Source organism: Pseudoxanthomonas sacheonensis (assembly GCF_010093305.1).
Lineage (GTDB): Bacteria > Pseudomonadota > Gammaproteobacteria > Xanthomonadales > Xanthomonadaceae > Pseudoxanthomonas_A > Pseudoxanthomonas_A sacheonensis.
Genome location: NZ_PDWS01000026.1, coordinates 26,419 through 50,865 on the forward strand (window position 1 = coordinate 26,419; position 24,447 = coordinate 50,865).

The window sequence follows — 24,447 nt, forward strand, 5'->3', positions numbered from 1 at the left end:
CGCGCAATGGTGATGCCCCTCGGGAATTCCTGACTTCCATTCGTGTGCTTCCCTGCCCTCAGCCCGGCAACTTGAAGTCGGCGACCGAGCGGCGCAGCTCGGCCGACAGTTCGGTCAGGTGGCCGATGGACTCGGCGGTCTGGCCCGCGCCCAGCGAGGTCTGCGAAGTGATCTGCCGGATCACGCCCATGGTCTGGGTGATGTCGGTGGCCGCCGCGGACTGCTTCTGCGCCGCGCCGGAGATGCTCTTGATGAGTTCGTTGAGATCGCTGGACACGCGTTCGATCTCGCCCAGCGCCGTGCCGGCGTCCTCGGCCAGGCGCGCGCCGGACACCACTTCGGAAGTGGTCTGTTCCATCGAGCTGACCGCTTCGTTGGTGTCGGCCTGAATGGTCTGCACCAGCGATTCGATGCGCCGGGTGGCGCCGGAGGTGCGCTCGGCGAGGCGTTGCACTTCGTCGGCCACCACTGCGAAACCGCGGCCCGCTTCGCCGGCCGAAGCCGCCTGCACCGCGGCGTTCAAGGCCAGGATGTTGGTCTGTTCGGAAATGTCGTTGATCAGTTCCACCACCGATCCGATCTCCTGCGAGGACTCGCCCAGGCGCTTGATGCGCTTGGAGGTTTCCTGGATCTGGTCGCGGATCTGGTCCATGCCGCGGATGGTTTCGCGGACCACGCCGGCGCCCTCGGTGGCGATCTGCACCGAACGCTGCGCCACTTCGGCCGACTCGGTGGAGTTGCGCGAAACCTGGTCGATGCTGACCGCGATTTCGTTGATGCGCTCGGAGGCGCTGTTGATCTGGTCGGACTGGTGCCCGGCCGCTTCGGCCAGTTGCAGCGCGGTGGCCTGGGTTTCCTGGGTGGACGCGGCCACCTGCACGGTGGTGTCGTTGATGGTGGTGACCAGGTGGCGCAGTTCGTCGACGGCGTAGTTGATGGCGTCGGCGATGGCGCCGGTCATGTCTTCGGTCACCGTGGCCTTCACGGTCAGATCGCCCTCGCCGAGCGAGCTGATTTCGTCCAGCAACCGCATGATCGCCTGCTGGTTGCGGCTGTTGTATTCCACCTGGGTCTGGTAGCGCATTTCCTGCTCGCGCTGACGGTTGCGGTACAGCGACCAGAGCAAGCCGACGATGGAGACCAGCGCGGCGATACCGGAAACGATGCCGAGCCAGAAGTTCGGGAAAATGCGCGTGTCGCGCGCCGAGCCGAACGAAGAGAACGCGTCGAACAGTTTCTTGCTGTCGTCCAGCATCTTGCCCGAGCCATTGGTGATGGCCGTGGCGGCGGACTGGGCGGCGAACAGGTTCTTGGAACTGCCGGTAATGGCGTCCAGGTCCTTCTTCATGGCGGCCCACAGCGTCTGCGACTGGGTCAGCGCGGACAGCGCGTCGGCGTTGCGCAGGGGTGCAATGCCCAGGTCCGCGTTGCCGTTGCGCAGGCCTTCCAGCACCTGGCCGAACACCACCGCGTCGCGGACCAGCGCGTCGCCGGCCATCGCCGCGCCGCTGCCGCCTGCGCGCATTTCGGTGACGCGGCGGGCCATGGTGCCGGCGACCACGACCTGCTGCAGGGCGTTGTAGATCTGCGAGGACTGCGCTCCGCCAGCGGACATGGCGCGCACCACTTCGTTCAACTGCGCCTGCAGCTGCGGCACCTGGGAGGTGAAGCGGTCGGCGTTGCCGGCCAAGGCCAGCACCGCCGGTTCGCTGCTGATCAGCTGATCGGCGCTCTTGCCCAGCGGCGTCCAGGTGGCGGTCAACTGGCTCAGCGGGCCGGACACCGTACCCTCGGAACCGTAGCGACTATTGGTGGTGGCGACCGTCGACTCGATCTGCGCCTTGGTGGCCTTGAACGACTTGAACGCTTCCGCATCGCCCTCGACAGCTTCGCGGCCCTGATTGGCCAGCTGCTGGGACAGCACCTGCAAGTCCGCGGCGCCGGTGGAAGCGCCGGACAACCGGCTGCCCGTGTAGGTGGCCACGCCCGTGTTGGCGCCGAACAGGATCACCGACAGTGCCAGCAGGACCAGCCAGAAGCTGCTTCCCAGACTGCCGAGTTTGCTGGCTTTGGGAGAATCCGGTGCAGTGCTCATCTTTCAAACCCCTGAAAATTGGACAAAGTGCAGCAATGGTTCGCTTTTATCCGGCCATGCACTCCCCGTGCGCCGCCCGATACGCGGTCCGGTGGTTCCGGACCTTGTTCTTTCCCACGAATCCCGCATCTATGCGCCGGATCCCTGTCGCCGCCCTCCTGGCGGACTTTCCCGGGCCGTTCCCAACGGCCCTTGTCTCCACTTCCGCTTGAACCTGCCCTACAGCGCGGCTTGACGGAATTCCGGTGTACGCGCCAATAGCGACAATGCAAAGACTCCCCAGTCGTGCTCGTCGCCATGGAACGCACGCTCCACGAAATGCCCGTAACGTCCTTCCGCCAAAGCGCCGGGTTCGACGCTCTGGTCTTCGGTGAAACTGCGCTGGCCATACAATTCGTCGATGGTCAGGGCGACGTCGCCGCCGACCTGGCGCACCACCAGCACGCGCTGGCCTTCGTGCAATACGGTGCGTTCGCCCTCCAGGAAATGCTTGAGGTCGATCACCGGGAAAAGATTGCCGCGCAGGTTGCCGATGCCCAGCAACCACGGCTGCGCGCCCGGCACCGGCGTGGTCGGCGGTATCGGCACGATTTCCACCACGTCCTCGAAACCGGACACCAGGCGGCGCTGGCCGACCCGGTAACCGACGCCGCGCCATTGCTCGGTGGCCGCTTCGCGCGCGGGCAGGGCCACGGCGTGGGCCAGGCTGCGGCGCTCGTAGTCGGCCAGGATGTCGAAAGGAGTGCGGCTCATGGCGTCGTTCCTCCCCGTCAGCCGACGTGGGTGCGAATCGCGTCGAGCAGCTCTTCGCGGGTGAAGGGTTTGGTCAGGTATTGCTCGGAGCCGACGATGCGGCCGCGCGCCTTGTCGAACAGGCCGTCCTTGGAAGACAGCATGATCACCGGCGTGTTCTTGAAGACCTGGTTGTTCTTGATCAGCGCGCAGGTCTGATAGCCATCCAGGCGCGGCATCATGATGTCCACGAAAATGATCTGGGGCTGCTGGTCGGCGATCTTGGCGAGCGCCTCGAAGCCGTCCGTTGCCGTGACCACTTCACAGCCTTCCCGCTTCAGCAGGGTTTCAGCAGTGCGACGAATGGTTTTCGAGTCGTCAATCACCATCACCCGGAGGCCGCTGAACCCCCCGGCCGGGTTGTCATGCTCTGTCATTACCTTCTTTCCCCAAGCGCGGCGCTTCTTAATCGGCACCGCTGCGAAGCATCTTATATCCCAGCACCAGCGCAGACTGTCAAGTTGAGCTTCCCGTCCGGGGAAAGCTGAACGCCGCGATGCGAACTGCGTCTCATTTTTCGCCTGCTAACATCTTTGCCCTGAAATGCCCCCTGGAACGCCCTGTATGCCTCTCGATGTCGTCGTGGTGATGGACCCCATCGGGGCCATCAAGATCGCCAAGGACACCACTTTTTCCTTATTGCTGGAGGCCCAGCGCCGCGGCCACCGCCTGCACTATGTGCAGCCCGGGGGACTCTTTTTGCGCGACGGCCAGGCGCTGGCGCGGGCCGCACCGCTGACGGTGAAGGACGACAAAGCAGGCTGGTTCACCCTGGGCCAGACAGCTGAGCTGACCTTCGGCCCGGGCCAAGCGGTGCTGATGCGCAAGGATCCGCCGTTCGACGATCAGTTCCTCTACGACACCCACATCCTCAGCATCGCCCAAGGCGCCGGCGCGCTGGTGGTCAACGATCCGCAGGGCCTGCGCGACTTCAACGAGAAGCTGGCCGCCCTGCTGTTTCCGCAATGCTGCCCGCCGACCCTGGTCAGCCGCGATCCGGCGGCGCTCAAGGCCTTCGTGGCCGAACATGGCGAGGCCGTGCTGAAGCCGCTGGACGGCATGGGCGGCCGCTCGATCTTCCGCGCCCGCGCCGGCGACTCCAACCTCAACGTCATCCTGGAAACATTGGTAGGAGCGGGCCAGGCCGGCCGCGGCAACCTGACCCTGGCGCAGCGCTTCATCCCGGGCATCAAGGACGGCGACAAGCGCATCCTGCTGGTCGACGGCGTGCCGGTGGACTATGTGTTGGCGCGGATCCCGCAGGGCGACGAGTTCCGCGGCAACCTGGCCGCTGGCGGCCGCGGCGAAGGCCGCCCGATCTCCGACCGCGACCGCTGGATAGCCGAACAGGTGGCGCCGGAAATGAAGCGCCGCGGCATGCTGTTCGTGGGCCTGGATGTGATCGGCGACTATCTGACCGAAGTCAACGTCACCAGCCCCACCTGCGCCCGCGAACTGGATGCGCAGTTCGGGTTGAATATTGCGGGGTTGTTGTTTGATGCGATCGAAAGCAGAGTCGTGAATGGGTGATTGGAGGCTGACGCTGCGGCTTGCTCCCTTCTCCCCTCGGGAGAAGGTGCCCGAAGGGCGGATGAGGGTACGGCGAAGTGGCGCACTGGCAGCGCTCGATGGCAAAACAGCAAGCGCCAATCTGATCGCGGCCCGCGAACAAGGATCTGCGGCATTCTCACTTCGCCGTACCCTCACCCCAACCCCTCTCCCGATGGGAGAGGGGCTCTTAAAACTTCACTAGAAATGTCCGCAGTAGTCGCCCCGCCCAAGATCGGCTCCAACGAACGCCTCACCGCCACGCTGGCGTTGTCGTTGATCGTGCACGGCATGCTGGTGCTGGGCCTGGGTTTCGCCCTGGACGATGCGGCGCCGGTGGTGCCCACGCTGGATGTGATCCTCAGCCAGACCCAGACCCCGCTCACGCCGAAGCAGGCCGATTTCCTGGCGGCCGCCAACCAGCAGGGTGGCGGCGACCACGACAAAGCCCAGCGTCCGCGCGACAGCCAGGCCGGCTGGGTGCCGCAGACGCAGACCGGAGTGGCCCCGCAACCCTTGCGTGCGCAGTCGCCCGACGTCGCCCCGCCGCCGGAAACGCGCGTGGTCGCCTCGAGGAACGGCGACACTTCCGTGCCACCCGCGCAGACCAGGCCCGAACCCGACCGGCCGGAACTGCCGCGCGGCGACCTGAAGATCGACCGCGATGCGGAAATGGCGCGCTTGGCCGCGGAGATCCATCTGCGCTCCGATCTCTACGCCAAACGCCCGAAGCGCAAATTCGTTTCCGCCAGCACCAAGGAATACGTCTACGCCAACTACCTGCGCGCATGGGTGGACCGCGCCGAGCGCGTGGGCAATCTCAATTATCCCGACGAGGCCCGGCGCAAACGCCTCAAAGGCCAGCTGGTGATCAGCGTGGCCGTGCGCCGCGATGGTTCGGTGGAAAACACCCGCATCATCCAGTCCAGCGGCATTCCCTTGCTCGATTCCACCGCGCTGCGCATCGTGCAGCTGTCGGTGCCGTTCCCGCCGCTGCCCAAGACCGACGAGAACATCGACATCCTGCACGTCACCCGCACCTGGCAGTTCCTGCCGGGCGGCGAAGTGCGCGACCAGTAGCCGACACCGCTGGGCTTCGGGCGGCTGTGCGCCCGTCCAGCAGCTTCCTCCATGAACGGATGGCCCTTGCCCGGCTGGCGCTGATGCGCGGGCCAGGATCGACGCTGCGGGACAAAACCTGACACTGGCGCCCCCGGCCGATGCCGGCCCACATTGCTGCGGTATCGGCGGATACTGGATCTACGCGCTGCATCACGCTGCGGCAAGGGTTTGGCATGCAGCATGCATGCCTGAGTTGGCTGAGGTCTGACCGCGGGCATGGTGCTTCCCTTGTCCCTTCCCCCCGCAAAAGGAGTTCAGGTATCGCAGTGAACGCAGTTTCTCCCCCGCCGCAGCCATCGGCCGGCCCTATGCCCGCCGACGATCTGCCAAGACGCCTGGGTCCGCCGCCTGCGGTCTGGGCCCTGGCCTTGCTGGTCGGCGGCCTGCTGTTCACGGCCTGGGTGGCGCACCATGTGCAGCTCGACGAGCGCGAACGTACGCAGGCCGCATACGCTGCGCTGGCCGACAGCAGCGCATTGCGTTTGCAGGCGCCATTGGAGAAGGCTGCCGCCGTGCTGCGCGCGATGCAGACGGTGTTCCTGTCCAACGACCGCATGGACCAGCGGAAGTTCGAGCAATACAGCGAGAACCTGCGCATATCGGCCAAGCATCCCGGCTACGTCGCCACCGTCTTCGCACGCCGCCAGTCCGACCCGGACGATCCGCAGCGCGTGGCGTATCCCTATGAACTGGCCGCCCCGTTGAGCGGCAACGAATCGCTGATCGGCTTCGACATCGCCGCGCAGAAACCGAATCTGCTGGCGCTGGAGCGCGCGCGGGACGCGGACGTTCCGGTGATTTCCGCACCCTTCGCGCTGCGCCAGTTCAAACAGTACGCCGGCCCCGCCGCGCTCGGAGTGACGGTGCGCCTGCCCGTGTATTCGCGCGGACCCATCCCGACGAATGTAGCCGAACGGCGCAGCCGGGAAATCGGCGCGCTGGCGATCAGCCTGCGCCTGGAACCGTTGGTGTACGAGGCGCTGGGCAGCTCGGTGCTGGACCGTTTCCATGTGCGCATCCACGACCTCGACGCGCCCCGGAGCGAAGCCTTTTTCGACTCCGGCACTCCGTTCATTGCGGATGCGGCGGTACAGACGCGGACCCTGGACTTCGGCGGCCGCCGCTGGGAAATGCAACTGCGGCCACGCGTGCACGTGCTGGACGCCACGCGCGTCCGCGCCGTCGTCGGCGCGGGCGTGACCATCAGCCTGCTGCTGTCGCTGCTGCTCTGGTCTCTGTCCACCACCCGCCGGCGCGCGGTGAAAATGGGCCAGCGGATGAGCGAACGTTTCCGCGAGAGCGAAACCCGTTTCCGCACGCTCAACGAGCTTCTACCGGCGCTGGTACTGCTTGCCGACGGCAGCGATGGACGGATCGTCTACGCCAATCAGGCCGCGCGTCTGCGTCTGGGCGAAGCCGGCCGGCCGTTGCTGGCCGATCTGTTCGCCGATCCTTTGCTGAGGCGGCGCGCCAGCGATCCCCGGACGCTGGGCGAGGACTGGAGCAGCGTGGATGCGGCGCTGCTGAGCCACGGCGGCGAGCCATTCTGGGTCAAGGCATCGATCGCGCAGGTGGACATGGACGGCGTTCCGCATCTGCTGATGGTGGCCACCGACATTTCCGAGCATCGCGAGCTGACCGAACGCCTGATCTACCAGGCCACCCACGACGCACTGACCGAACTATGCAACCGCCGCGAGTTCGAGCAACGGGTCGAACTTGCGTTGGCCGAACGCAAGCTCCACCCCGACTCCCGCCCTTGCGCGCTGCTGTACATCGACCTGGACCAGTTCAAGCTGATCAACGACGTCTCCGGCCACATGGCCGGCGACCAGCTGCTGGCGCAACTGGCGCTGGCCATGCGCCAGCAACAGCGCCTCGGCGATGTCCTGGCGCGGCTGGGCGGCGACGAATTCGGACTACTGGCGTTCGATGTGGACGCCGACGACGCACGCGTCCTGGCCGAGCGCCTGCGCGAATGCATCGAGGCGCTGATGTTCACTTGGCAGACGCATACCTACACGATCAGCGCCAGCATCGGCGTGGTGGTGGTGGATCATGGCGAACCGACGCTCAAGGATCTGCTGGCCTGGGCCGACACCGCCTGCTACCTGGCCAAGGAGAACGGCCGCAATCGCGTGCACATCTATCGCGAGGACGACGAGACCACGCGTCGCCAGAGCGAGATGGAATGGGCCAACCGCGTGCGCTGGGCGGTGGAGCAGGATCGCCTGCTGCTGGATTACCAGGAAATCGTTCCGCTGGGCGCAGCGCGTGCCGACGCGCCCACCATCGAGCTGCTGCTGCGGCTGCGCGACGAGGAAGACAGCATCGTACTTCCCGGCACTTTCCTGCAGGCGGCCGAACGCTACGGATTGATGCCGGCCATCGACCGCTGGGTGATCCGCAATGCGCTGGCGCATTTTTCCGAGCTGCATCCGGCGGGCGCGCGCCTGGGCACTTGCGCCATCAATCTGTCCGGCGCCAGCATCGAGGACGAGGGACTGGCCGATTACATTCTCGGGTTGATGGCCCAATACGGAGTGCCGGCGCACAAGCTCTGTTTCGAGATCACCGAAACCGTGGCGGTGCGCAACCTGCTCAAGGTGGTGCACATGATCGAACGCCTGCGCCAGGCCGGTTGCCTGATCGCACTGGACGATTTCGGCGCCGGCATGTCCTCGTTCGGTTACTTGAAGAATCTGCCGGTGGACATGATCAAGATCGACGGCAGCTTCGTCCGCGATCTGGACACCGACCCGATGAGCCGCACCATCATCAGCGCCATCACCCAGATCGGCCACCAGCGCGGATTGAAAGTGGTGGCCGAATGGGTCAGCGCCAGCCACATGTCGAAGGCCCTGAATTCGCTGGGCGTGGACTACGGCCAGGGCTTCGCCCTGCACCGTCCCGAACGCGTGCTGTTCCAGCGCGCGGGTTCGCAGTGGCGACGCGCGGTGGGTCACTGATTCTGTCTTGCTTCGCGTGTTCCAATGCGGGCGGAGCGTTCCGCGGTCGCATCGATCGATTGAATCCGCGGTCGGAATCGGACGTCCACAACCATCCGGTCTTAGGCTGAATACTCCGCACTCGACTTGAGCGATTAATGATTCAGCCGAATCAATCGCCCGGCTTACGAAGCTTGCGCACCGCCCGCGCGCTTCCGGCAACACTCTGGCCGACGACAGAGGAAAAATCAGGCCCCTGGTCGAAGCACGCGATCAGCAGTTCGGTGAGCGCCCGCACCTTGCGTGCCGGATGCGGGCTGGGTGGGCGGATAGTGCCTGTCACGGCGGCCCGCGCCGGCGTCACGATGTTCGATTCCCGAGAAGGAACACACACGACCTGACCTGCACTGTGGGAGCACTTCCGGCCAGAGCGGCCGTCCGCGCTTGCCCGCTCGGTGCAACTCAGATCATGGAGCCGGTCCCGCTGAGCCAATTCTTCACACGGTTCATTGTCCGCCGCTCCTGATCCGCCTCCATCGAGAAGCCGCGTTGGAGCCGCGCCTCGGGCGCATGGCCGACGAGGACCGATTGACTGTTTCCGAGCCCGTAACCCCCGTGGGTGATGAAAGGAATCAGGGTCTTCCCCGCCAGACCGTGCGCCTTCAAGAAACTCCGGACCACAGGCGGAGCAGTTTCGCCCCAGATGGGGAAGCCCAGATACACCGTGTCGTAGGCAGCCATATCGGGAACCTGGGCTTCCAGGGTGGGCTCGAAGCCCCGGTCGCGTTCCTGGCGCGCCTGTTCGACGGTGGCCAAGTAGTCTTCCGGGTAAGGGGAAGCGGGCCGGATTTCGAACAGGTCCGTGCCGAGCCCACGGTGGATTAGGCCCGCCACGACGCGCGTGTTTCCGGAGCGCGAAAAATAGGCAACCAGCGTTCGCGATCCAACCTGTCGCATCTCACCACCGTTGCCAGTGTTTGCAGCGCAACAGCTCAGGGGCAGGCTCGCCAAAGCGGTCATCATCGCTCGGCGTGTGTGGTCATGTGGCGATGTCATCGCTAGGCCTCGCGTCAGCGGCCCACGCGCGCTTGCAGCGCGGGCGGATAGCGGTTTCCTTCGATCTTCACCTTCGCCAATGCTTCATCGATTCGACGGAGATCCGCATCGGCAAGCACCACGGCTTCCGCACCCAAATTCTCTTCAAGACGATGGAGCTTGGTGGTACCCGGGATGGGGACGATCCACGGCTTCTGTGCCAACAACCAAGCGATCGCAATCTGCGCAGGCGTCGCGCCCTTGCCTGCCGCGATAGCGCCAAGCAGTTCGACCAGGGCCTGGTTGGCTTGGAGCGCTTCCGGCGAGAACCGGGGCACGATGCTGCGGAAGTCGTTGCTGCCGAACGTCGTGTCCACGCCGATCGCGCCCGTGAGGAAACCCTTCCCCAGCGGGCTGAAGGGAACGAAACCAATCCCGAGTTCTTCCAGTATCGGCAGAACGGTTCGCTCAGGTTCGCGCCACCACAGCGAATACTCGCTTTGCAAAGCCGCCACGGGCTGCACGGCGTGCGCACGGCGGATGGAGTCCACCCCCGCCTCCGACAATCCGAAGTGCTTGACCTTGCCTTCGGCGATGAGGTCCTTGACGGCACCGGCCACGTCCTCCATCGGCACGTCCGGGTCCACCCGGTGCTGGTAGAACAGATCGATGCAGTCGGTCCGCAAGCGCTTGAGCGCGGCATCGGCTACTTCGCGGATGCGTTCCGGCCTGCTGTCCAAGCCTTGCGCCGTGTCGCCGTTCTTGAAACCGAACTTGGTGGCGATGACGACCTGGTTGCGTACCGGCGCCAGCGCCTCGCCCAGCAGTTCTTCGTTCGCCCCTTGGCCATAAGCCTCTGCGGTGTCGAAGAAGTTCACGCCCCGCTCAAAGGCGTTGCGGATGAGAGCGATGCCGTCCGCGCGGTCCACAGCGGGCCCATAGCCGTAGCTCAGGCCCATGCAGCCCAGGCCGATGGCGGAAACGTTCAGTTGGCTGTTGCCGAGTCGCCGGGTCTTCATGGTGTCCTCCGTAGGTCCAATCTAGGCCCGATCCATTGCCGGCACTAGGTGGCATAATCGGAATTGGTTGATAACAAGGCCGCATAAATGCCGACGGAGAGCTACGACCAACTCGCGATCTTCTCGGTCGTTGCCCGCGAACGCAGCTTTACCCGCGCTGCGGCGAAGCTCGGCATGTCCCAGCCGGCTTTGAGCCGGTCCATGCGCCAGCTGGAAGAGCGGCTGGGGGTCAGGCTCCTGGCGCGCACGACCCGCAGCGTGTCCCCCACCGAAGCAGGGGAACACCTCCTCAAAGTGGTCGCTCCCAGGTTCGAGGAGATCAACACCGAACTTGCATTGCTCAGCGAGTTCCGCGACAAACCCGCGGGCAAGCTGCGCATCACCGCCGGCGAACACGCGGCGGTCACGGTCCTGCAGCCGGTGCTCGAGAGGCTGCTGCCCGATAACCCCGATCTCCATATCGAAGTCATCGTGGACTACGGCCTGACCGACATCGTGGCCGAGAACTTCGATGCCGGTGTCCGGCTGGGCGAACAGGTCGCCAAGGACATGATCGCGGTGCGTGTCGGCCCCGATATGCGCATGGCCGTCGTCGGCTCTCCGGATTACTTCACGCGCCACCCGCGTCCGAAGACCCCGCACGATCTGACCGGACACAACTGCATCACCATCCGCCTGCCGACCTACGGCGGCATCTATGCCTGGGAATTCGAGAAGAAGGGGCAGGAGCTGAAGGTCCGCGTCGAAGGCCAACTGGTGTTCAACAACATCGCCATGCGCCTGGACGCTGCGCTGAAAGGTTTGGGCCTGGCTTACATGCCGGAGGACCTGGTGGAGACGCATGCGGCAGAGGGCCGGTTGATTCGCGTGCTTTCGGATTGGTGCGAGCCATTCCCGGGCTATCACCTCTACTACCCGAGCCGGCGTCAGACCTCGCCGGCCTTTACGCTGTTCCGCGACGCGCTCCGATACTCCGGCTGAGCGCGTCGCCCTGTTCCCGATGGATGCAGTGGCTATTTCTTAGGGGCTTCCACGCCGCTAAAAGCGAGCACTGCCGGCGGCAATCGCTCACCTTGGATGGCAATAGCCTCAAGGGCACCGTTCAGTTCCTGGAGTTCCGCAGCGTCGAAAGCCACGTCCGCCGCTCCGATGTTCTCAAGCATGTGCGCCATTTGGGTGGTTCCTGGAATGGGCACGATCCACGGCCTTTGCGCCATCAGCCAGGCCAACGCGATCTGCGCAGGCGCCGCTTTCTTGCGTTGGGCCCAGGTCTTGATCAGGTCGATCAGCGGCATGTTGTGCCGGAGATTTTCCGGGGAGAACCTTGGCGTGATGGCGCGCAGATCACCAGCGGCAAATCGCGTGTCCGCGTCGATCGAGCCGGTGAGCAACTGGCAGTCGAGCGGCCACCAGGACACAAAGCCGATGCCCAACTCCTCGCAGAGGGGGATCACTTCATTTTCCGGGTATCGGGTCGCCATCGAGTACTCGTTCTGGATCGCGGTCAGCGGCAATGCGGCATGAGCGCGACGGATCGTCTGTACCCCCGGCTCGGAAAGTCCCCAATGCAGGACCTTTCCTTGATCCATCAGATCCTTGATCGCTCCCGCGACATCCTCGATAGGCACCTGCGGATCGATGCGGTGTTGATAGAGAAGATCGATGCGGTCGGTGCGCAGGCGCTTGAGCATGCCTTCGACCGCCCGTTTGAGGTGTCCAGGGCGGCTATTGAGTCCGGGGCCGCGCTCACCGGTCACCGGATCGATGTTCCAACCGAACTTGGATGTAATCCTGATCTTGTCCCTGAACGGTTCGATGGCCTCGCCGAGGATCCGCTCGTTCTCAAACGGGCCGTAGGCTTCGGCGGTATCGAAAAAGGTTACGCCATGCTCATAGGCCGCCCGAATGATGTTGATCATCTCGGGTCGGTACGGAACGGTCGTCTGGTAGGTTCGGTGCATGTTCTGCACGCCGAGGCCCAAGCTGGAAACTTCCAACTTCCCCAGCTTGCGACGATCGGTCAGGGCAACGCGTGCGTCCGGCTTCGAAGCTCCTGCTGCGCTGCTGGCTTTGGTCTTCGTTTCCTGCTCGCGCGGGCCTTGGCATGCCGCCAATCCGGCTGCCAATGGGGCCGCAGCGGCCAGCGTCGCGGCTCCCATGAGCAATTTGCGGCGGTCGGTACTGGTCGGGTCGTTATCCATGCTCTTCACTCGTGGCTGAGGGTCTCTGGGGCGGTCGCTTGCGGTGGTTTCAGGCCTCCGGAATCTCGCGGCCGTAGTTCTCCAAGGTGATGCTGTCCGGCTCGGGTCCGCCGCGAACGCCGGTGTCGAGCGTATCGATCGCAGCGATCTGCTCTTGGGTGAGTTCGAAGTCGAACACATCCAGGTTCTCGGCGATGCGCGCGGGCTTGGTGGATTTCGGGATCGCCGAACGGCCCTCTTGCAGGTGCCAGCGCAGCATCACCTGCGCGGGCGACTTGTCGTGTTCGCGCGCGATCCGCTGCAAAGTGGGATCATCGAACGTGCTTTTCTCGCCACCCCGGTAGGACGTGATGCCGCCGATGGGCGACCAGGCCTGGGTCAGGATGCCGTGTTCGGCGTGCAGCCGTTGCAATTCCTTCTGCTGGAAGTAGGGGTGGACCTCGATCTGGTTCACCGCGGGCATGACCGACGTTTCCGCCAACAGGCGTCGCAGTGCGTCCGGCATGAAGTTGCTGACGCCGATGGCGCGCACCCGGCCATCGGCCAAGAGCTTTTCCAGCGCCTTGTAAGCACCGTTGGTGAGATCGAAGCGACTGGTCAACGGTTGGTGCAAGAGCAACAGGTCGAGCTGTTCGACTCCAAGCTTGCCGGCGCTCTTGTCGAACGCGTGCAGCGTGGCGTCGTAGCCGTAGTCGCTGATCCACACCTTCGTCTCGACGAAGATATCCCCCCGGGCGAGGCCGGAACGGCGGATGCCCTCGCCCACCTCGCGTTCGTTGCCGTAGGAGGCCGCCGTGTCGATGAGGCGGTAGCCCAGTCGCAAGGCTTCCTGGACGGCAGCGGCCGTGGCATCGGGCGGAGACTGGAACACTCCCAGACCCAGCATTGGCATAACGACGCCGTTGTTCAATGTGATCGTTTGCATGGTGTTGTTCTCGGTGATGAGCGCCGTGTTTACGGCTTCGGCGTTGCGGCCAGGTGCTGGTCTAACGCTTCGCGGGCCCGCCGTGCCGCATCGGCATCTCCGCCTTCGGCGAGCAACTGGATCAATTGGTGTAACTGCGCAACGGTCAGGCCGACCCGCAAGCTGGCCGCCATGTGCGAACGCAACTGCGCCTCCACGCCGGGCGTGGCGGCCAAGGCACCAACCGTGGCCAGTTCGCGGTTCTGCCAGTCGAGGTTGTCGCGCTCGAAGATGTCGCCGAACAGATGCGTCTGCAGGTATTGGTTGATGACCGGCGCGAAGTCCATCACCGGGCCTTTGACCGGAGCGCCTGAAATCCTGGTCTGGTTGGCCGTGCCGACTGCGATCAACTCATCGCCGGTCGGAATGGCCCGGCCGGGCTCGCGCCCCGGCGCATCCTCGATGCCGCGGGCCTTGCGTGCCTCGACCACCTTCAACAATTCGCCCAGCGCATTGAGGCTGCGTGGGAAGCCGGTGTAGGCGTAAAGCTGTACCAGGATCTCCCTGGCTTCGCTGACAGTCAGGCCTGCGTCGAGCCCCCGGTTCAAGGCAACATTGAGCCGGGGCATGTCGCTGGTGGCCATGGCGGCCGCGATCAACGGGATCGCTTTCTGCCTGGCCGTGAGCGTTTCGGAGGCGGGCGGAACGGAAGTCATGGCTTGTGGTTCCTCGATTTGCTGGGCGGCGCAGGTCGGCGAGGTCGCCAGCACCAGACTCAATGCCCACGTAGCGGCCAATGCACCCAGCCAAGGCTTAGCGGGCGTTGTATTGGTCATCGCTGACTTTCTCCATCCACTCGACACTCTTGCCGTCCACCGAGCCGGTCACGGCCAGATGGGTCATCGCGGCCGTCTGCGCGGCACCGTGCCAATGCTTCACGCCCGACGGGCAGACGATCACGTCGCCAGGGCGGATCTCCTGCACGGGCTTGCCCCATTCCTGGATGAGGCCGACGCCGGACACCACGACGAGCCGTTGCCCGGCCGGATGCGTGTGCCAGGCCGAGCGCGCACCCGGCTCGAACGTGACGTAAGCGCCGGATGCCTTAATTTCGTCGGTGGCGGGAAACAGAGGATCGACACGGACGCGCCCGGTGAAATTCTCCGCAGGCCCGGCAGCCGAGGCTTGGGCACCTGCGCGGGCGATCTGCTGCGTGGCCGCTTCGCCGGCCTGGGCGAAGGGAGCTGCGGCGCATACCGCAATTCCCAACAGGGTCTTGGTCATGGTGGATCCTCCAGGGTTCATCGTGCTTAAAGTTCCTGCCTCGTCGGACGGAACAGGATCTCGTTGATGTCCACGCCATCGGGTTGGCTCATCGCGAACAGCACGCAACGGGCGAAGCTCGATGCGGGAATGGCGGTGGCCTCGTAGAACCGGGCCACGCCTTCGGAAACGCCTGCGGCCTTGACCGACGCTGGAAGCTCGGTATCGACCGCCCCCGGCGACAGGACGGTGGTGCGGATGTTGTAGGGCTTCACCTCTTGTCGCAGTCCTTCGGAAATCACGCGCACCGAATGCTTGGTGGCCGAGTAGACGGCCGATCCAACGCCGACCTTGTGCCCGGCGACAGACGACACGTTGATGAAATGGCCGGACTGCTGCGCCTTGAAATGGGGCAGAGCGGCGGCGATGCCCCACAGGACGCCCTTCATGTTCACGTCGATACTTCGGTCCCACTCATCGAGGCGCAACATCTCCAGCGGCGCGAGCGGCATCACGCCGGCGTTGTTGATCATCACGTCGATCCGCCCGAAGGCCTTCACCGCGTGATCGACGAAGGCCGCGACTTGTTCACGGTCCACGACATCCACCTGGAAGACCGTGCAATTCTCTTTCCCAAGCTCCTGGGCCAACGCTTCGAGTCGGTCCAGTCGACGGGCCCCGAGTGCCACTTTGGCGCCGGCCTTCACAAGGTGGCGCGCGGTCTCCGCGCCCAAGCCCGAGCTGGCCCCCGTGATGGCGACCGCTTTGCCTGCAATATTGTCCATTGTTGTGCCCATCGTTGTAGGTTTAGAGGGTCCTGCCGTAGAACTCGGCCAACTTGGCCACGGCGGCGTCTACGTATTTCGGAACCCAGTAGGTCTCGATATGGGTGGCGCCATCGAGCTTGAACAGCTCCTTGTCTTGTGTGCCGGTCGCCTTGGCGAACGCGTCCTCGCTCATGTACAGACTGTCGGCCTTGCTGCCGGCGATCATCAGCAACGGCCGAGCGATCAACTCGATCTGGTCGGTAGCGTCCCAACGCATCAGATCCAACAAACTGCTGGTGGTGTATTTGAAGGTCGAGCCCGGGTGCGCGTGGGTCTTCCAGTAATACTCGTAACCCTGGCGATACAGATCGAACGGCAGCTTGGCGATCTGCTCATCGGTCAGGTTGGCGTCTCCCGAATAAAGCGTTTCGCCACCGGCCGCCTCCTGCGCGCGGGCTTCGGAGGCCTGTTGCAACCGCTGTTGGATCGTGTCCAATTGCGAATCCACGTAGCCGTTGCGTCGGACACGACCGGAGTTGAACATGCTGATGGTCGCAATCGCCTTGAACCGCTTGTCGGTTTGCGCCGCGGCCAGCGAATAGCCACCGCCGCCACAAATACCCAGAAGACCCAGTCGCGCGGCGTCCACACCCGGATAGCGGGCGATGTAGTCCGCCATGCCGTGGATATCCTCGATCCGGTGGGTGGGTTTGTCCACGTTGCGCGGCCGGCCACCACTCGCGCCCTGATAGGCAGCATCCGCGGTGATCGCGATGTAACCGTGTTCCGCCAGGCGTTGGGCATACAAGCCCGCGACTTGTTCCTTGACGCCGCCGTTCGGGTGCGCAACGACCACCGCCGGGTATTTCTTCCTGGGGTCGTGATTCGCCGGCGTGTAGACGTTGGCGGCGATTTCCAAACCATCCAGCTGGTAGGAAACCGGATGGATGTTGACCTGGCCCGGTTCGTTCTTCGCGATCGCGCCTTCGTAGGCCAGTGTGAACGGGTTGAGCCTGTAGTCCGCCGCCGCAGCGTTGCCGACCGACAGCCCGATCATGGCCGCCAGAAGGGTTGCCTGGAAGGTTTTTCGCTTCATGTAAGTGCTCCTGTCAATCCATGTTCTTATCGGCGAGAAACTTGGACACCAAGTCTGCGATCTGGACGTTGTTGAGGTCTGAGAATGGAAAGTGGGTGTTGCCCGTGATGCCGATGTCCGGCAAATGGACGAGCTGGACATCGCCGCCGTGGCGATTGACCGCATCCCGCCATTGGCGCGCCATTTCAAGGCGGGCGCGCCAACTGTCTTGCGCGGGCAAGCGAACGGGCTGCGCCGGGATGTTGTCGCCGTAGAAGATGACGATGGGGATGCGCGTCAGCGCTTCGAACTGTGCCTTGGATACGACGCGCGGCTTGAGGGTGTCGAACGCGCTGGCGATGGGCTCGGGCGCCTCACCTTCTGGAAACACGAAGTCGCTGCCGGGTTCGAAGGCAACGATGGCCTTCACGTTGCGGTTCTTGGTCGCAGTCAGCCAACCCGGGCCGCCACCCTGCGAATGGGTGAATAAGATGGCGGGCCCGATCTTGTCCAACAACGCGGACACACCATTGGACACAACCTCGATGTCGTAAGGCCCTGTGTTGGGCGTCATCGAGCGGAAGAACTGCTCCAGCGCTGCTTGCCCGCGTGGGAACTGGCTGCCTTCAAAGGTGTTGGGCCACAGCCCGATCCGGAACTGGTTGAACCAGAGCTGCTCGTCGGGCACCGGCTTGATCGTGGATTCGACCATGGTGCGTCCCGCATCGCCGCGGCGAGGCTGGTCGATGAGATACGTGGAGAAGCGGCGGCGCAGGAAAATGTTCTGAAACCCCTCACGCCCATCGGCCGTCGTTTCCCAGGTCTTCGCCGATTGGCCTGCACCGTGCCACATGACGATGGGGAGTGGACGAGCGTTTACGGGGACCTGATAGAACGCATAGACATGATCACCGTGGTAGGTCTGGCCATCGGGCTTGATTGGGTTGTAGGGGTCAAACGTGCCCGGCTGCGTCGCCACCGTGCCGCCGGCAACAACGCTGCCTTGGTCCTGGATGGCCAACGGGCTGCGTTCTGCAGCCACCGCAGCAATGCAGATGTCCAGCGTTAGCCCGAGCGCGACAATGCTGAAAAGGAAGTTGCGGACGACGCTCGTCTTCATGGTTACTCCAGACCCTAATAGGCTGAAGCAACTTAATCCCCGGCATTTAATAAATAAATAGCATTAGTTGAATAGAACTAATGCGTTATTTGTATAAGTCGAGCCAAGTTGCCGATCTCCGCAATGGGTCGGAAGCGGACTTGCAACTCAATGACATGCAACCCGATGAAACGCATGCAGTCCATCGCCTCAAGCGATCACGGATGCGGGCAGTGGGTGGCGAATGCTGTATCAGTGAGAGGAAAGGTAGGTAGCGCCAGGCTGTCTGTGCGGTAGCGCGGTGGGAACCCCTTACCCGTTCAGCCGATGGCTGACGGGGCACCGCACGGCCTGTTGACTATCTACCTACCAGTAGGTAGGCTGATATCGCTCCCCTCTGACAGGAACGACTCCCGTGGGCATCTCTCCAATTGGCTGGCTCCACACGCTGGGCAGCCTCCCGGCCATTCCTCTTGCCGCTTACATGCTGGTCAAGCATGGGCGGATTGTTCCCGAGACTGGGGCTGGCCGTGCGTATTTATGGTTCATGCTGCTGGGCGTGCTGACGGTGTATCCGATTGCGCACCAGCCGGTCAGCGTGGTCGTTGCCACCGTCACGTTGGCGATGTTGCTGGTGGGATACGGCATCGCAAGATGGCGAACGGCGAGGAATTTCTGGAAGTACGTCCAGACGATTTCTCTGAGCATCAGCGTATTCCTGCTGATGATCCCCACCGTCAGCGAGAGTCTGCGCAGGCTGCCGGTCGGCAATCCGCTGGTGACCGATTTGAAAGACCCACTACTGCTTGGCGTGCAGGGCGCGCTGTTCCTGGCGCTGATCGTCGGCATTCCGTTGCAGATTCTCGCGCTACGCAAGCAACAACATCTCCAGACCAGGTGATCGGTTGATGTCCACTTCAGAACCAGATTCGCAGTTGCAGTACTCGGCCAAAGCGCAGGAGATCCTCCAGCGGACGAACGAGCTGCTGGCCTCCGGTGGTTACAACGGCTTCAGCTACGCGGACATTGCGCAGCTGGTTGAGGTACGCAAAGCCAGCATTCATCATCACTTTCCCGCCAAGGCGGATTTGGTGAAGGCAACAGTGGCGCGGCATAGGGAAGCAACGCAACGTGGCCTGCAGGCACTCGATGAATCCACGCCGGACCCCTTCGCACGGCTTGTCACCTACTCGCGCTATTGGGCGGACTGCATACAAGCCTCCAATCCCCCGATCTGCATCTGCGCGCTGCTGGCGGCGGAATTGCCGGCGGTGCCGGCCGAAGTGGCAGATGAAGTCAAAGCGCATTTCAAGGATCTCCATACCTGGCTTACCCTGACCATGGAGCAAGGAGTGGCACAGGGAAAAATGCAGTTGAGCGACACGCCGTCCGCTGAAGCGTCCATGTTCATGGCTTCGATACACGGCGCAATGCTTTCTGCGCGCGCCACCGGTAATGCGCCGCTTTTCTGGGAGATCGCGAAGACGGCTACCAACCGGTTGAGGGTGACATAGCGGTCAAGGACGCAATCACGCAGGCACTTGGCATGTGCAGGGCTTGATCGCACCATCTCGTCATGTGCGGTTGATCCGTGGTTTTAGATGGGACACGCTATACCGGCCATTTCCTGTTGAAGGCCGATGCATGTCCGCTTCCGCTGCCAAACGGGCACCCGGCAGCAGCGACCGTCTGCTCCGGGTCGGAAGCGACCATCCCTGCCGAGCTGGGCAAGAGAGCAAGCTGTTCGGCGGTCGGGTTCCTATGCCCGGCTATTCGTCAGGCAGACCGACAATGACGCGCGACAATCCGTTCGGGCCGGATCCGCCTCGCGGTTCGGCCTGCTCCCAGGCCTCAGACCTCTATCTGGAGTACTCGTGAAACCCCAAATGATCCTGGTCGCCGGCCCGTACCGCTCGGGCACCAACGACGACCCCCTTCTTATCGCGAAGAACGTGGAGGCGATGACGGAAGCGTCGCTTCGCCTGTTCCGTGCCGGACACCTGCCCGTCATGGGCGAGTGGTACGCCCTGCCGCTGATCGAGCACGCCGGCTCCACCGGCGTGGGCGACCCGGTCTTCAACGAAATATTCCACCCCGTCTCACGCCGTGTAGTCGCCAAATGCGACGGCTGCCTGCGCATCGGCGGACCGTCCGCCGGCGCAGATGAAATGGTCGAGCTGGCGCGTCGGCACGGCAAGACGGTGTACTTCTCGCTTGAGGAAATACCCGACGCCGAACCATGAAACCATGCGCGTCATGGAACCTGCCCGCCAGCGTATTGCGCAGCCGGCAGTTGCGAACGGACCAGCCAGCTTGTGTCCCGCGGCAGCGGACGAATTGCGAGTTTTCCCCCGCTGCAGATGTCCACGTCCTTGTAGACCAGCGTCCTGCCGTTGCGGAATTTGAAGCGGATATCGTATAGACAGCTCTCGCCCGCGATTTCTATGGTGGTCGAATCGCTGCCCCCGCGCAGGGGCGCACCCAGCGGTTTTTCCTGGAACGCGTCGCTGCCTGCGGGCGCGACTTCGAGGGAAATCACGCTGTCGTGCGCGCGATTGATCAGGTCCAGATAGCGGATGTTCTTCCCGCCGGCGTGCGCGGCGGCGGCGAACAAGAAGGTGGCGAGAACGGCGGGGCGAGTCAGGCGCATGGCGAAGGTCTCCGGTCGGGATGGATGGACACCGATGGCACTGCGATGGCAGGTCGGCGCATGCATCAGACCCAGGCCAAGACGTCTCCGGCAACCGGATCGGGACGAATCGTCGCTACGCGGTTGCCAATCGTAGCCGCGCGTCGCCGCGCTTTTCAGGGCAGCGCCCCGCGCCTAGGATGGCCTTGTCCCGATACCCGGGATGGTCAGGACACTTGCAATGAAGATCCGCCTCGGCACTACGGAAATAGGCTTCTGGCGCTACTTCGCCCTCTGGACGGCGGTGGCGGTGGTGTTCGCCATACAAGGATCGCTGACCGCGGGGTTGGACGACGGCCCCAGCTTCGGCATATTCACGTATCTGCGCTGGTCGATGATCCAGTGGTACACCTGGGCCACGCTGGCGCCCACCGTATTCCGTCTTGCGGAGCGCTATCCGGTGCGGGCGCCGCTGCGCTTGCGCGGGCTCGGTGCGCAACTGTTGGCCAGCCTGTGCGTCACCTTCCTGGCGATGGTGATCGGGGCGATGGTCTCCACCGTGTTCGAACCCAGCGGGTTCAGCCAGCAACTGTGGTACTTCCTGGCCCAGCACTTCGCCACCGGGCTGCTGACCTATTGGGCACTGTTCGCCATCCAGCAGGCGATCCATTTCCACGCCGAAAAAGCGCGCCGCGAGGTCGAGGCGAGCCGTCTGGCCACCGAACTGGCGCAGTCGCGGCTGCTGGCGTTGAAGTCGCAGCTTCAACCGCATTTTCTGTTCAACACGCTGCACGCCATCATCACTCTGCTCGACGAAGACAAAGTGTCGGCCGAAGACATGCTGCTGCGGCTGAGCGAACTGCTGCGCGCGTTTCTGGAAGATTACGACGGGCAGGAGATCAGCTTGCGCCACGAGCTGACTTTGATCGAACTGTACCTGGGCATCCAGCGCACCCGCTTCAAGGACCGCCTGACCACGCAGATCTACATCGCGCCCGATACGCTGGATTGCGCGGTGCCCAGCCTGATCCTGCAGCCCATCGTCGAGAATGCGATCCGCCACGGCATCGGCCAGCGCGTGGGCAGCGACAATATCGAGATCGAAAGCCGGCGCGAGGGCGATACGCTGTGCATAGACGTGCGCAACCGCAACAGCACGCTGGCCGCCGGACCTGCGGACTCGGCCGGACACGGTATCGGCCTGTCGAACACGCGCTTGCGATTGAAGGAGCTCTACGGCGATTCCGCGCAGGTACGCTTGGAAATGATCTTTCCCGAAGGAGTGGTATGCCGCATCCGCATTCCCTTCCGCGAACTGGAAGGACCGGACGACGCGCCGGAATTTTCGCCGGAGTTCTCACCGGATCCGGCCTCCGCATGAGCATCGGCGCGCTGGTGGTGGACGACGAGCCGATCGCGCGCCACGCGATCGTGCGTCTGCTGCGCGACGATCCGGACATCGAAGTGCTGGGCGAATGCGGCGATGGCGTGTCGGCTGTGTCGGCGATCCGCAACCAGTCGCCTGACCTGGTGTTCCTGGACATCCAGATGCCGGCTATCACCGGCCTGGACGTGGTGGCCACCATCGGCGCCGAGCGCATGCCGGCGACGGTGTTCGTCACCGCTTACGAGCAGTACGCGGTGCGCGCGTTCGAGGCGAACGCGGTGGACTACCTGGTCAAGCCGTTCAGCCGCGAGCGCTTCGCCGCCACGCTGCAACGCGCGAAGACGCGATTGTCCACGCCCGATGCCGTGGGGCCGCAGGCCTCGGCGCGCATCCTGCAGGCGCTGGACGCGCTGCGCCAGCGCGACGATTATCTGGACCGCATACCGGTTCGCGTGGACGAACACGTGGTCTTCGTGGCCGTCGACGACATCGTCTGGATCAGGGCCAGCCGCAACACGGTGCAGATCCATCTTGCCGACCGCGCGCACGAACTACGCGAGACCATGGCCACGCTGGCCGCCCGCCTGGACCCGCGCCACTTCGCCCGCGTGCACCGCTCGGCGATCGTCAACGTGCGCCGGGTCAAGGCCATCCACCCCTGGTTCAACGGCCATCACGTGGTCACCATGGATACCGGCCAGCAACTGCGCATGAGCCGTTACCAGCACGAGACCTTCTTGCGGCTGGTTTCCACCCGCAAGGAGGAGTGATTCGAATCGACGTTTCTCCTGGCGCGCGTAGGAGCGACGCGATTCGCGAAGGGACATGCATTCGCGACTCACGTCGCTCCTACGCACTTAATCCAATTTGAATTGCGGAGTCGTTCGCATTCCGGCCATGCCTTTCCGCATCGCATATCGGAACGCCAATGCCGCTTTCACGGACAGGAAACACATAGGTGGACCGACGCCGGTTCGCTTGAGCGCACCGGCCATCGTTCAATGGGGCTGCGAAACGTGCCGGAAAACCTCCGCCTTCAGCGAGCGCATGTCGGTTCTGCGCTCCAGATCGGCCAAGGCCACGATACCGCACAGCAGGCCTTGGTCGTCGACTATCGGTATGCGACGGATTTTTTCGCGGACCATCAGTTCGGCGCAATCCTTCATATCGGCGTTCTGTTCTATGGTTATCGCCGGACTGGTCATGCAGTCTTCCGCTCGCACCTGCTTCGGATCCTGTCCGTACGCGACCAGGCGGACCACGATGTCGCGGTCGGTGACCACGCCGATCGGTTTTCCTTCATGCAGTATCGGAATTTCGCCGACGTCGTTGTCGAGCATCTTGCGCGCCACCTCGCTCAAGTAGGTGGATGCGGCGGCGGCGACGGGGTTAGGCGTCATTACGGTTCTGACTTTCACTGATCTTTCCTTTCGGGCGGGCGTCCGATCCTCGCGCAAGCGAAATCAAAAGACCGTCAACCTGCCGTTAACCCCCGGTGATCTATGGAGATGATGTCCGACGATGCATCGGCGGCGCGGATCATGCGATAGCACCGCCATGAATTGGCCGATGGATCCCTACGGAATATTCAGCCTTACGGAATATTTAGCGTCGGCTGGACGCTTCCGTTAGGTTCGCCGCGGAAAATGCGGATTCGAAGATAGCGCTAGCGCATGGAATGCGCTTTCTTCTTCACGGATGCTTTATGTAACCGATGAAGAATTCCGGTTCGCCAGCCTCCCTTCATCGCAGTGCACAAATCCATTACATGCGCATCTTTAACATGGACGCCATGGATAACGATGATGAATCTCGGATTCCTCCTTCGATAAACCGCAATTGGGCGTTGTTTCTGGATGTAGACGGAACTCTCGCGCCGCATGTCGAGCGGCCCGACGGCGTGGTGCTGGACGATGCGCTGCGCCGCCTCCTGACCGGCCTTTCCGGCTATTTGGGCGGCGCGCTGGCTTTGGTGAGCGGCCGCAGCATCGCTTCGCTCGACGCCTTGCTGCACCCCCTGCGGCTCGTTAGCCTGGCTGGCCTTCACGGCATCCAGCGCCGGACGGAGGCCGGGGATTACCGGGCAGCGCAATGGGACGACGATGCGCTTGCCGATCATGCGAAATACGCCAACGAGTTGGCTGCCCACTTCCCGGGAGCCAGCGTCGAACACAACGGTCCCTGCCTTTACCTGCACTGGCGCTCGGCGCCCGAGGCCGCGCCTGCGCTTACCGGCTTTGCCGAAGATCTGGAAAGCGCCCTGCCCTCGTATCGCCTGCACCGCGGTTTGCACGGAATCGAGATTCGCCCCGCCGGCGTCGACAAAGGCGAGGCCATCCGCCACTTCATGTCCAGCCCGCCATTCGCGGGAAGACGCGCCGCGTTCGCCGGCGACGATCCCGCGGACGAACCCGGCTTCGCCGCGGTCAACGAAATGCGGGGAATCAGCGTGCTGGTGGGCGCGCCACGCGCGACGTCGGCCCGTTTCGGGCTGCCCGATGTCGATGCGGTGCTGGCATGGCTGGCGAAGCGTGAAGCGCGGCTTGTGGAAGAGCTCGCATGA

25 protein-coding genes are annotated in these 24,447 nt (G+C 63.7%); 10 read left to right on the plus strand and 15 right to left on the minus strand.

The genetic code is table 11. The features are described from left to right. Positions 1–58 precede the first annotated feature (58 nt). From CSC73_RS17620 to CSC73_RS17630, 3 genes are all read right to left on the minus strand, one after another. A complete protein-coding gene (locus CSC73_RS17620; protein WP_163843188.1) occupies positions 59–2,095 on the minus strand; it encodes a methyl-accepting chemotaxis protein in 2,037 nt (678 codons plus the stop codon). Between the two features lie 219 nt (positions 2,096–2,314). Beyond that, positions 2,315–2,848 (minus strand): chemotaxis protein CheW, encoded by a 534-nt coding sequence (locus CSC73_RS17625; protein WP_163843190.1) that lies wholly within the window; start codon positions 2,846–2,848, stop codon positions 2,315–2,317. A 17-nt stretch (positions 2,849–2,865) separates the two neighbouring features. After that, on the minus strand, positions 2,866–3,264 hold the full coding sequence (locus tag CSC73_RS17630; protein ID WP_163843194.1) for a response regulator: 399 nt from the start codon (positions 3,262–3,264) through the stop codon (positions 2,866–2,868). 187 nt (positions 3,265–3,451) lie between these two features. Here CSC73_RS17630 and gshB point away from each other — a divergent pair, with 187 nt between their 5' ends. The 3 genes from gshB (at position 3,452) to CSC73_RS17645 (ending at position 8,526) form a co-directional block, all read left to right on the plus strand. After that, positions 3,452–4,417, plus strand: a complete 966-nt coding sequence (gene gshB / locus CSC73_RS17635; RefSeq protein WP_163843198.1) for a glutathione synthase — start codon at positions 3,452–3,454, stop codon at positions 4,415–4,417. 225 nt (positions 4,418–4,642) lie between these two features. Beyond that, the gene (locus tag CSC73_RS17640) at positions 4,643–5,515 is read left to right on the plus strand and encodes an energy transducer TonB (RefSeq protein WP_163843202.1); all 873 of its coding nucleotides are present in this window, start codon (positions 4,643–4,645) and stop codon (positions 5,513–5,515) included. 308 nt (positions 5,516–5,823) lie between these two features. Next, positions 5,824–8,526, plus strand: coding sequence for a bifunctional diguanylate cyclase/phosphodiesterase (locus CSC73_RS17645; protein WP_246197568.1), 2,703 nt, complete (start codon positions 5,824–5,826; stop codon positions 8,524–8,526). Between the two features lie 151 nt (positions 8,527–8,677). On the opposite strand, the gene CSC73_RS17650 is transcribed toward CSC73_RS17645, so the two are convergent. The 3 genes from CSC73_RS17650 to CSC73_RS17660 all read right to left on the minus strand — a co-directional run bounded on the left by CSC73_RS17650 (position 8,678) and on the right by CSC73_RS17660 (position 10,559). Then, positions 8,678–8,848 (minus strand): hypothetical protein, encoded by a 171-nt coding sequence (locus tag CSC73_RS17650; protein WP_163843140.1) that lies wholly within the window; start codon positions 8,846–8,848, stop codon positions 8,678–8,680. Between the two features lie 119 nt (positions 8,849–8,967). Then, positions 8,968–9,561 carry a flavodoxin gene (locus tag CSC73_RS17655; RefSeq protein WP_163843205.1) on the minus strand — a complete coding sequence of 198 codons (594 nt, stop codon included), beginning with the start codon at positions 9,559–9,561 and terminating at the stop codon, positions 8,968–8,970. A gap of 14 nt (positions 9,562–9,575) precedes the next feature. Beyond that, complete coding sequence (locus CSC73_RS17660) at positions 9,576–10,559, minus strand: aldo/keto reductase (protein ID WP_163843206.1); 984 nt, start codon at positions 10,557–10,559, stop codon at positions 9,576–9,578. A gap of 87 nt (positions 10,560–10,646) precedes the next feature. Here CSC73_RS17660 and CSC73_RS17665 point away from each other — a divergent pair, with 87 nt between their 5' ends. Continuing rightward, positions 10,647–11,540, plus strand: a complete 894-nt coding sequence (locus tag CSC73_RS17665; protein ID WP_163843209.1) for a LysR family transcriptional regulator — start codon at positions 10,647–10,649, stop codon at positions 11,538–11,540. Between the two features lie 32 nt (positions 11,541–11,572). On the opposite strand, the gene CSC73_RS17670 is transcribed toward CSC73_RS17665, so the two are convergent. Genes CSC73_RS17670 through CSC73_RS17700 form a run of 7 tightly spaced genes read right to left on the minus strand, consistent with a single transcriptional unit; the run spans position 11,573 to position 17,889 of the window. Then, positions 11,573–12,760, minus strand: a complete 1,188-nt coding sequence (locus tag CSC73_RS17670) for an aldo/keto reductase (RefSeq protein WP_281353008.1) — start codon at positions 12,758–12,760, stop codon at positions 11,573–11,575. A 49-nt stretch (positions 12,761–12,809) separates the two neighbouring features. Continuing rightward, on the minus strand, positions 12,810–13,685 hold the full coding sequence (locus CSC73_RS17675) for an aldo/keto reductase (RefSeq protein WP_163843212.1): 876 nt from the start codon (positions 13,683–13,685) through the stop codon (positions 12,810–12,812). 29 nt (positions 13,686–13,714) lie between these two features. Beyond that, on the minus strand, positions 13,715–14,500 hold the full coding sequence (locus CSC73_RS17680; RefSeq protein ID WP_163843215.1) for a carboxymuconolactone decarboxylase family protein: 786 nt from the start codon (positions 14,498–14,500) through the stop codon (positions 13,715–13,717). Continuing rightward, positions 14,478–14,948 (minus strand): (R)-mandelonitrile lyase, encoded by a 471-nt coding sequence (locus CSC73_RS17685; protein ID WP_163843217.1) that lies wholly within the window; start codon positions 14,946–14,948, stop codon positions 14,478–14,480. The genes CSC73_RS17680 and CSC73_RS17685 overlap by 23 nt, the downstream gene beginning before the upstream one ends. 26 nt (positions 14,949–14,974) lie before the next feature. Next, a complete protein-coding gene (locus CSC73_RS17690; protein WP_163843219.1) occupies positions 14,975–15,712 on the minus strand; it encodes an SDR family oxidoreductase in 738 nt (245 codons plus the stop codon). Between the two features lie 22 nt (positions 15,713–15,734). Beyond that, on the minus strand, positions 15,735–16,790 hold the full coding sequence (locus CSC73_RS17695) for an alpha/beta hydrolase (RefSeq protein WP_163843222.1): 1,056 nt from the start codon (positions 16,788–16,790) through the stop codon (positions 15,735–15,737). 13 nt (positions 16,791–16,803) lie between these two features. After that, positions 16,804–17,889: an alpha/beta hydrolase gene (locus CSC73_RS17700; protein ID WP_163843225.1), complete on the minus strand. Its 1,086-nt coding sequence runs from the start codon at positions 17,887–17,889 to the stop codon at positions 16,804–16,806. Positions 17,890–18,283: 394 nt separating this feature from the next. Between CSC73_RS17700 and CSC73_RS17705 the strand changes: the two genes are divergently transcribed. The 3 genes from CSC73_RS17705 to CSC73_RS17715 all read left to right on the plus strand — a co-directional run bounded on the left by CSC73_RS17705 (position 18,284) and on the right by CSC73_RS17715 (position 20,111). Continuing rightward, positions 18,284–18,769, plus strand: coding sequence for a hypothetical protein (locus CSC73_RS17705; protein WP_163843227.1), 486 nt, complete (start codon positions 18,284–18,286; stop codon positions 18,767–18,769). Between the two features lie 7 nt (positions 18,770–18,776). After that, a complete protein-coding gene (locus CSC73_RS17710) occupies positions 18,777–19,382 on the plus strand; it encodes a TetR/AcrR family transcriptional regulator (RefSeq protein WP_163843230.1) in 606 nt (201 codons plus the stop codon). Positions 19,383–19,742: 360 nt separating this feature from the next. Next, the gene (locus tag CSC73_RS17715) at positions 19,743–20,111 is read left to right on the plus strand and encodes a hypothetical protein (RefSeq protein WP_211840922.1); all 369 of its coding nucleotides are present in this window, start codon (positions 19,743–19,745) and stop codon (positions 20,109–20,111) included. Positions 20,112–20,122: 11 nt separating this feature from the next. Here the strand turns inward: CSC73_RS17715 and CSC73_RS17720 are convergent, their stop codons facing one another. Continuing rightward, positions 20,123–20,518: a hypothetical protein gene (locus CSC73_RS17720; RefSeq protein WP_163843235.1), complete on the minus strand. Its 396-nt coding sequence runs from the start codon at positions 20,516–20,518 to the stop codon at positions 20,123–20,125. A gap of 220 nt (positions 20,519–20,738) precedes the next feature. Between CSC73_RS17720 and CSC73_RS17725 the strand changes: the two genes are divergently transcribed. Then, positions 20,739–21,878, plus strand: coding sequence for a sensor histidine kinase (locus tag CSC73_RS17725; protein ID WP_163843238.1), 1,140 nt, complete (start codon positions 20,739–20,741; stop codon positions 21,876–21,878). After that, entirely contained in the window at positions 21,875–22,654 is a 780-nt protein-coding gene (locus CSC73_RS17730) for a LytR/AlgR family response regulator transcription factor (protein ID WP_163843241.1), read from the plus strand. Before CSC73_RS17725 ends, CSC73_RS17730 begins: the two co-directional genes overlap by 4 nt. A gap of 228 nt (positions 22,655–22,882) precedes the next feature. Here the strand turns inward: CSC73_RS17730 and CSC73_RS17735 are convergent, their stop codons facing one another. Continuing rightward, positions 22,883–23,302, minus strand: a complete 420-nt coding sequence (locus CSC73_RS17735) for a CBS domain-containing protein (protein ID WP_163843244.1) — start codon at positions 23,300–23,302, stop codon at positions 22,883–22,885. 296 nt (positions 23,303–23,598) lie between these two features. On the opposite strand from CSC73_RS17735, the gene otsB reads away from it, so the two are divergent. After that, positions 23,599–24,447, plus strand: a complete 849-nt coding sequence (otsB, locus tag CSC73_RS17740) for a trehalose-phosphatase (RefSeq protein ID WP_163843260.1) — start codon at positions 23,599–23,601, stop codon at positions 24,445–24,447.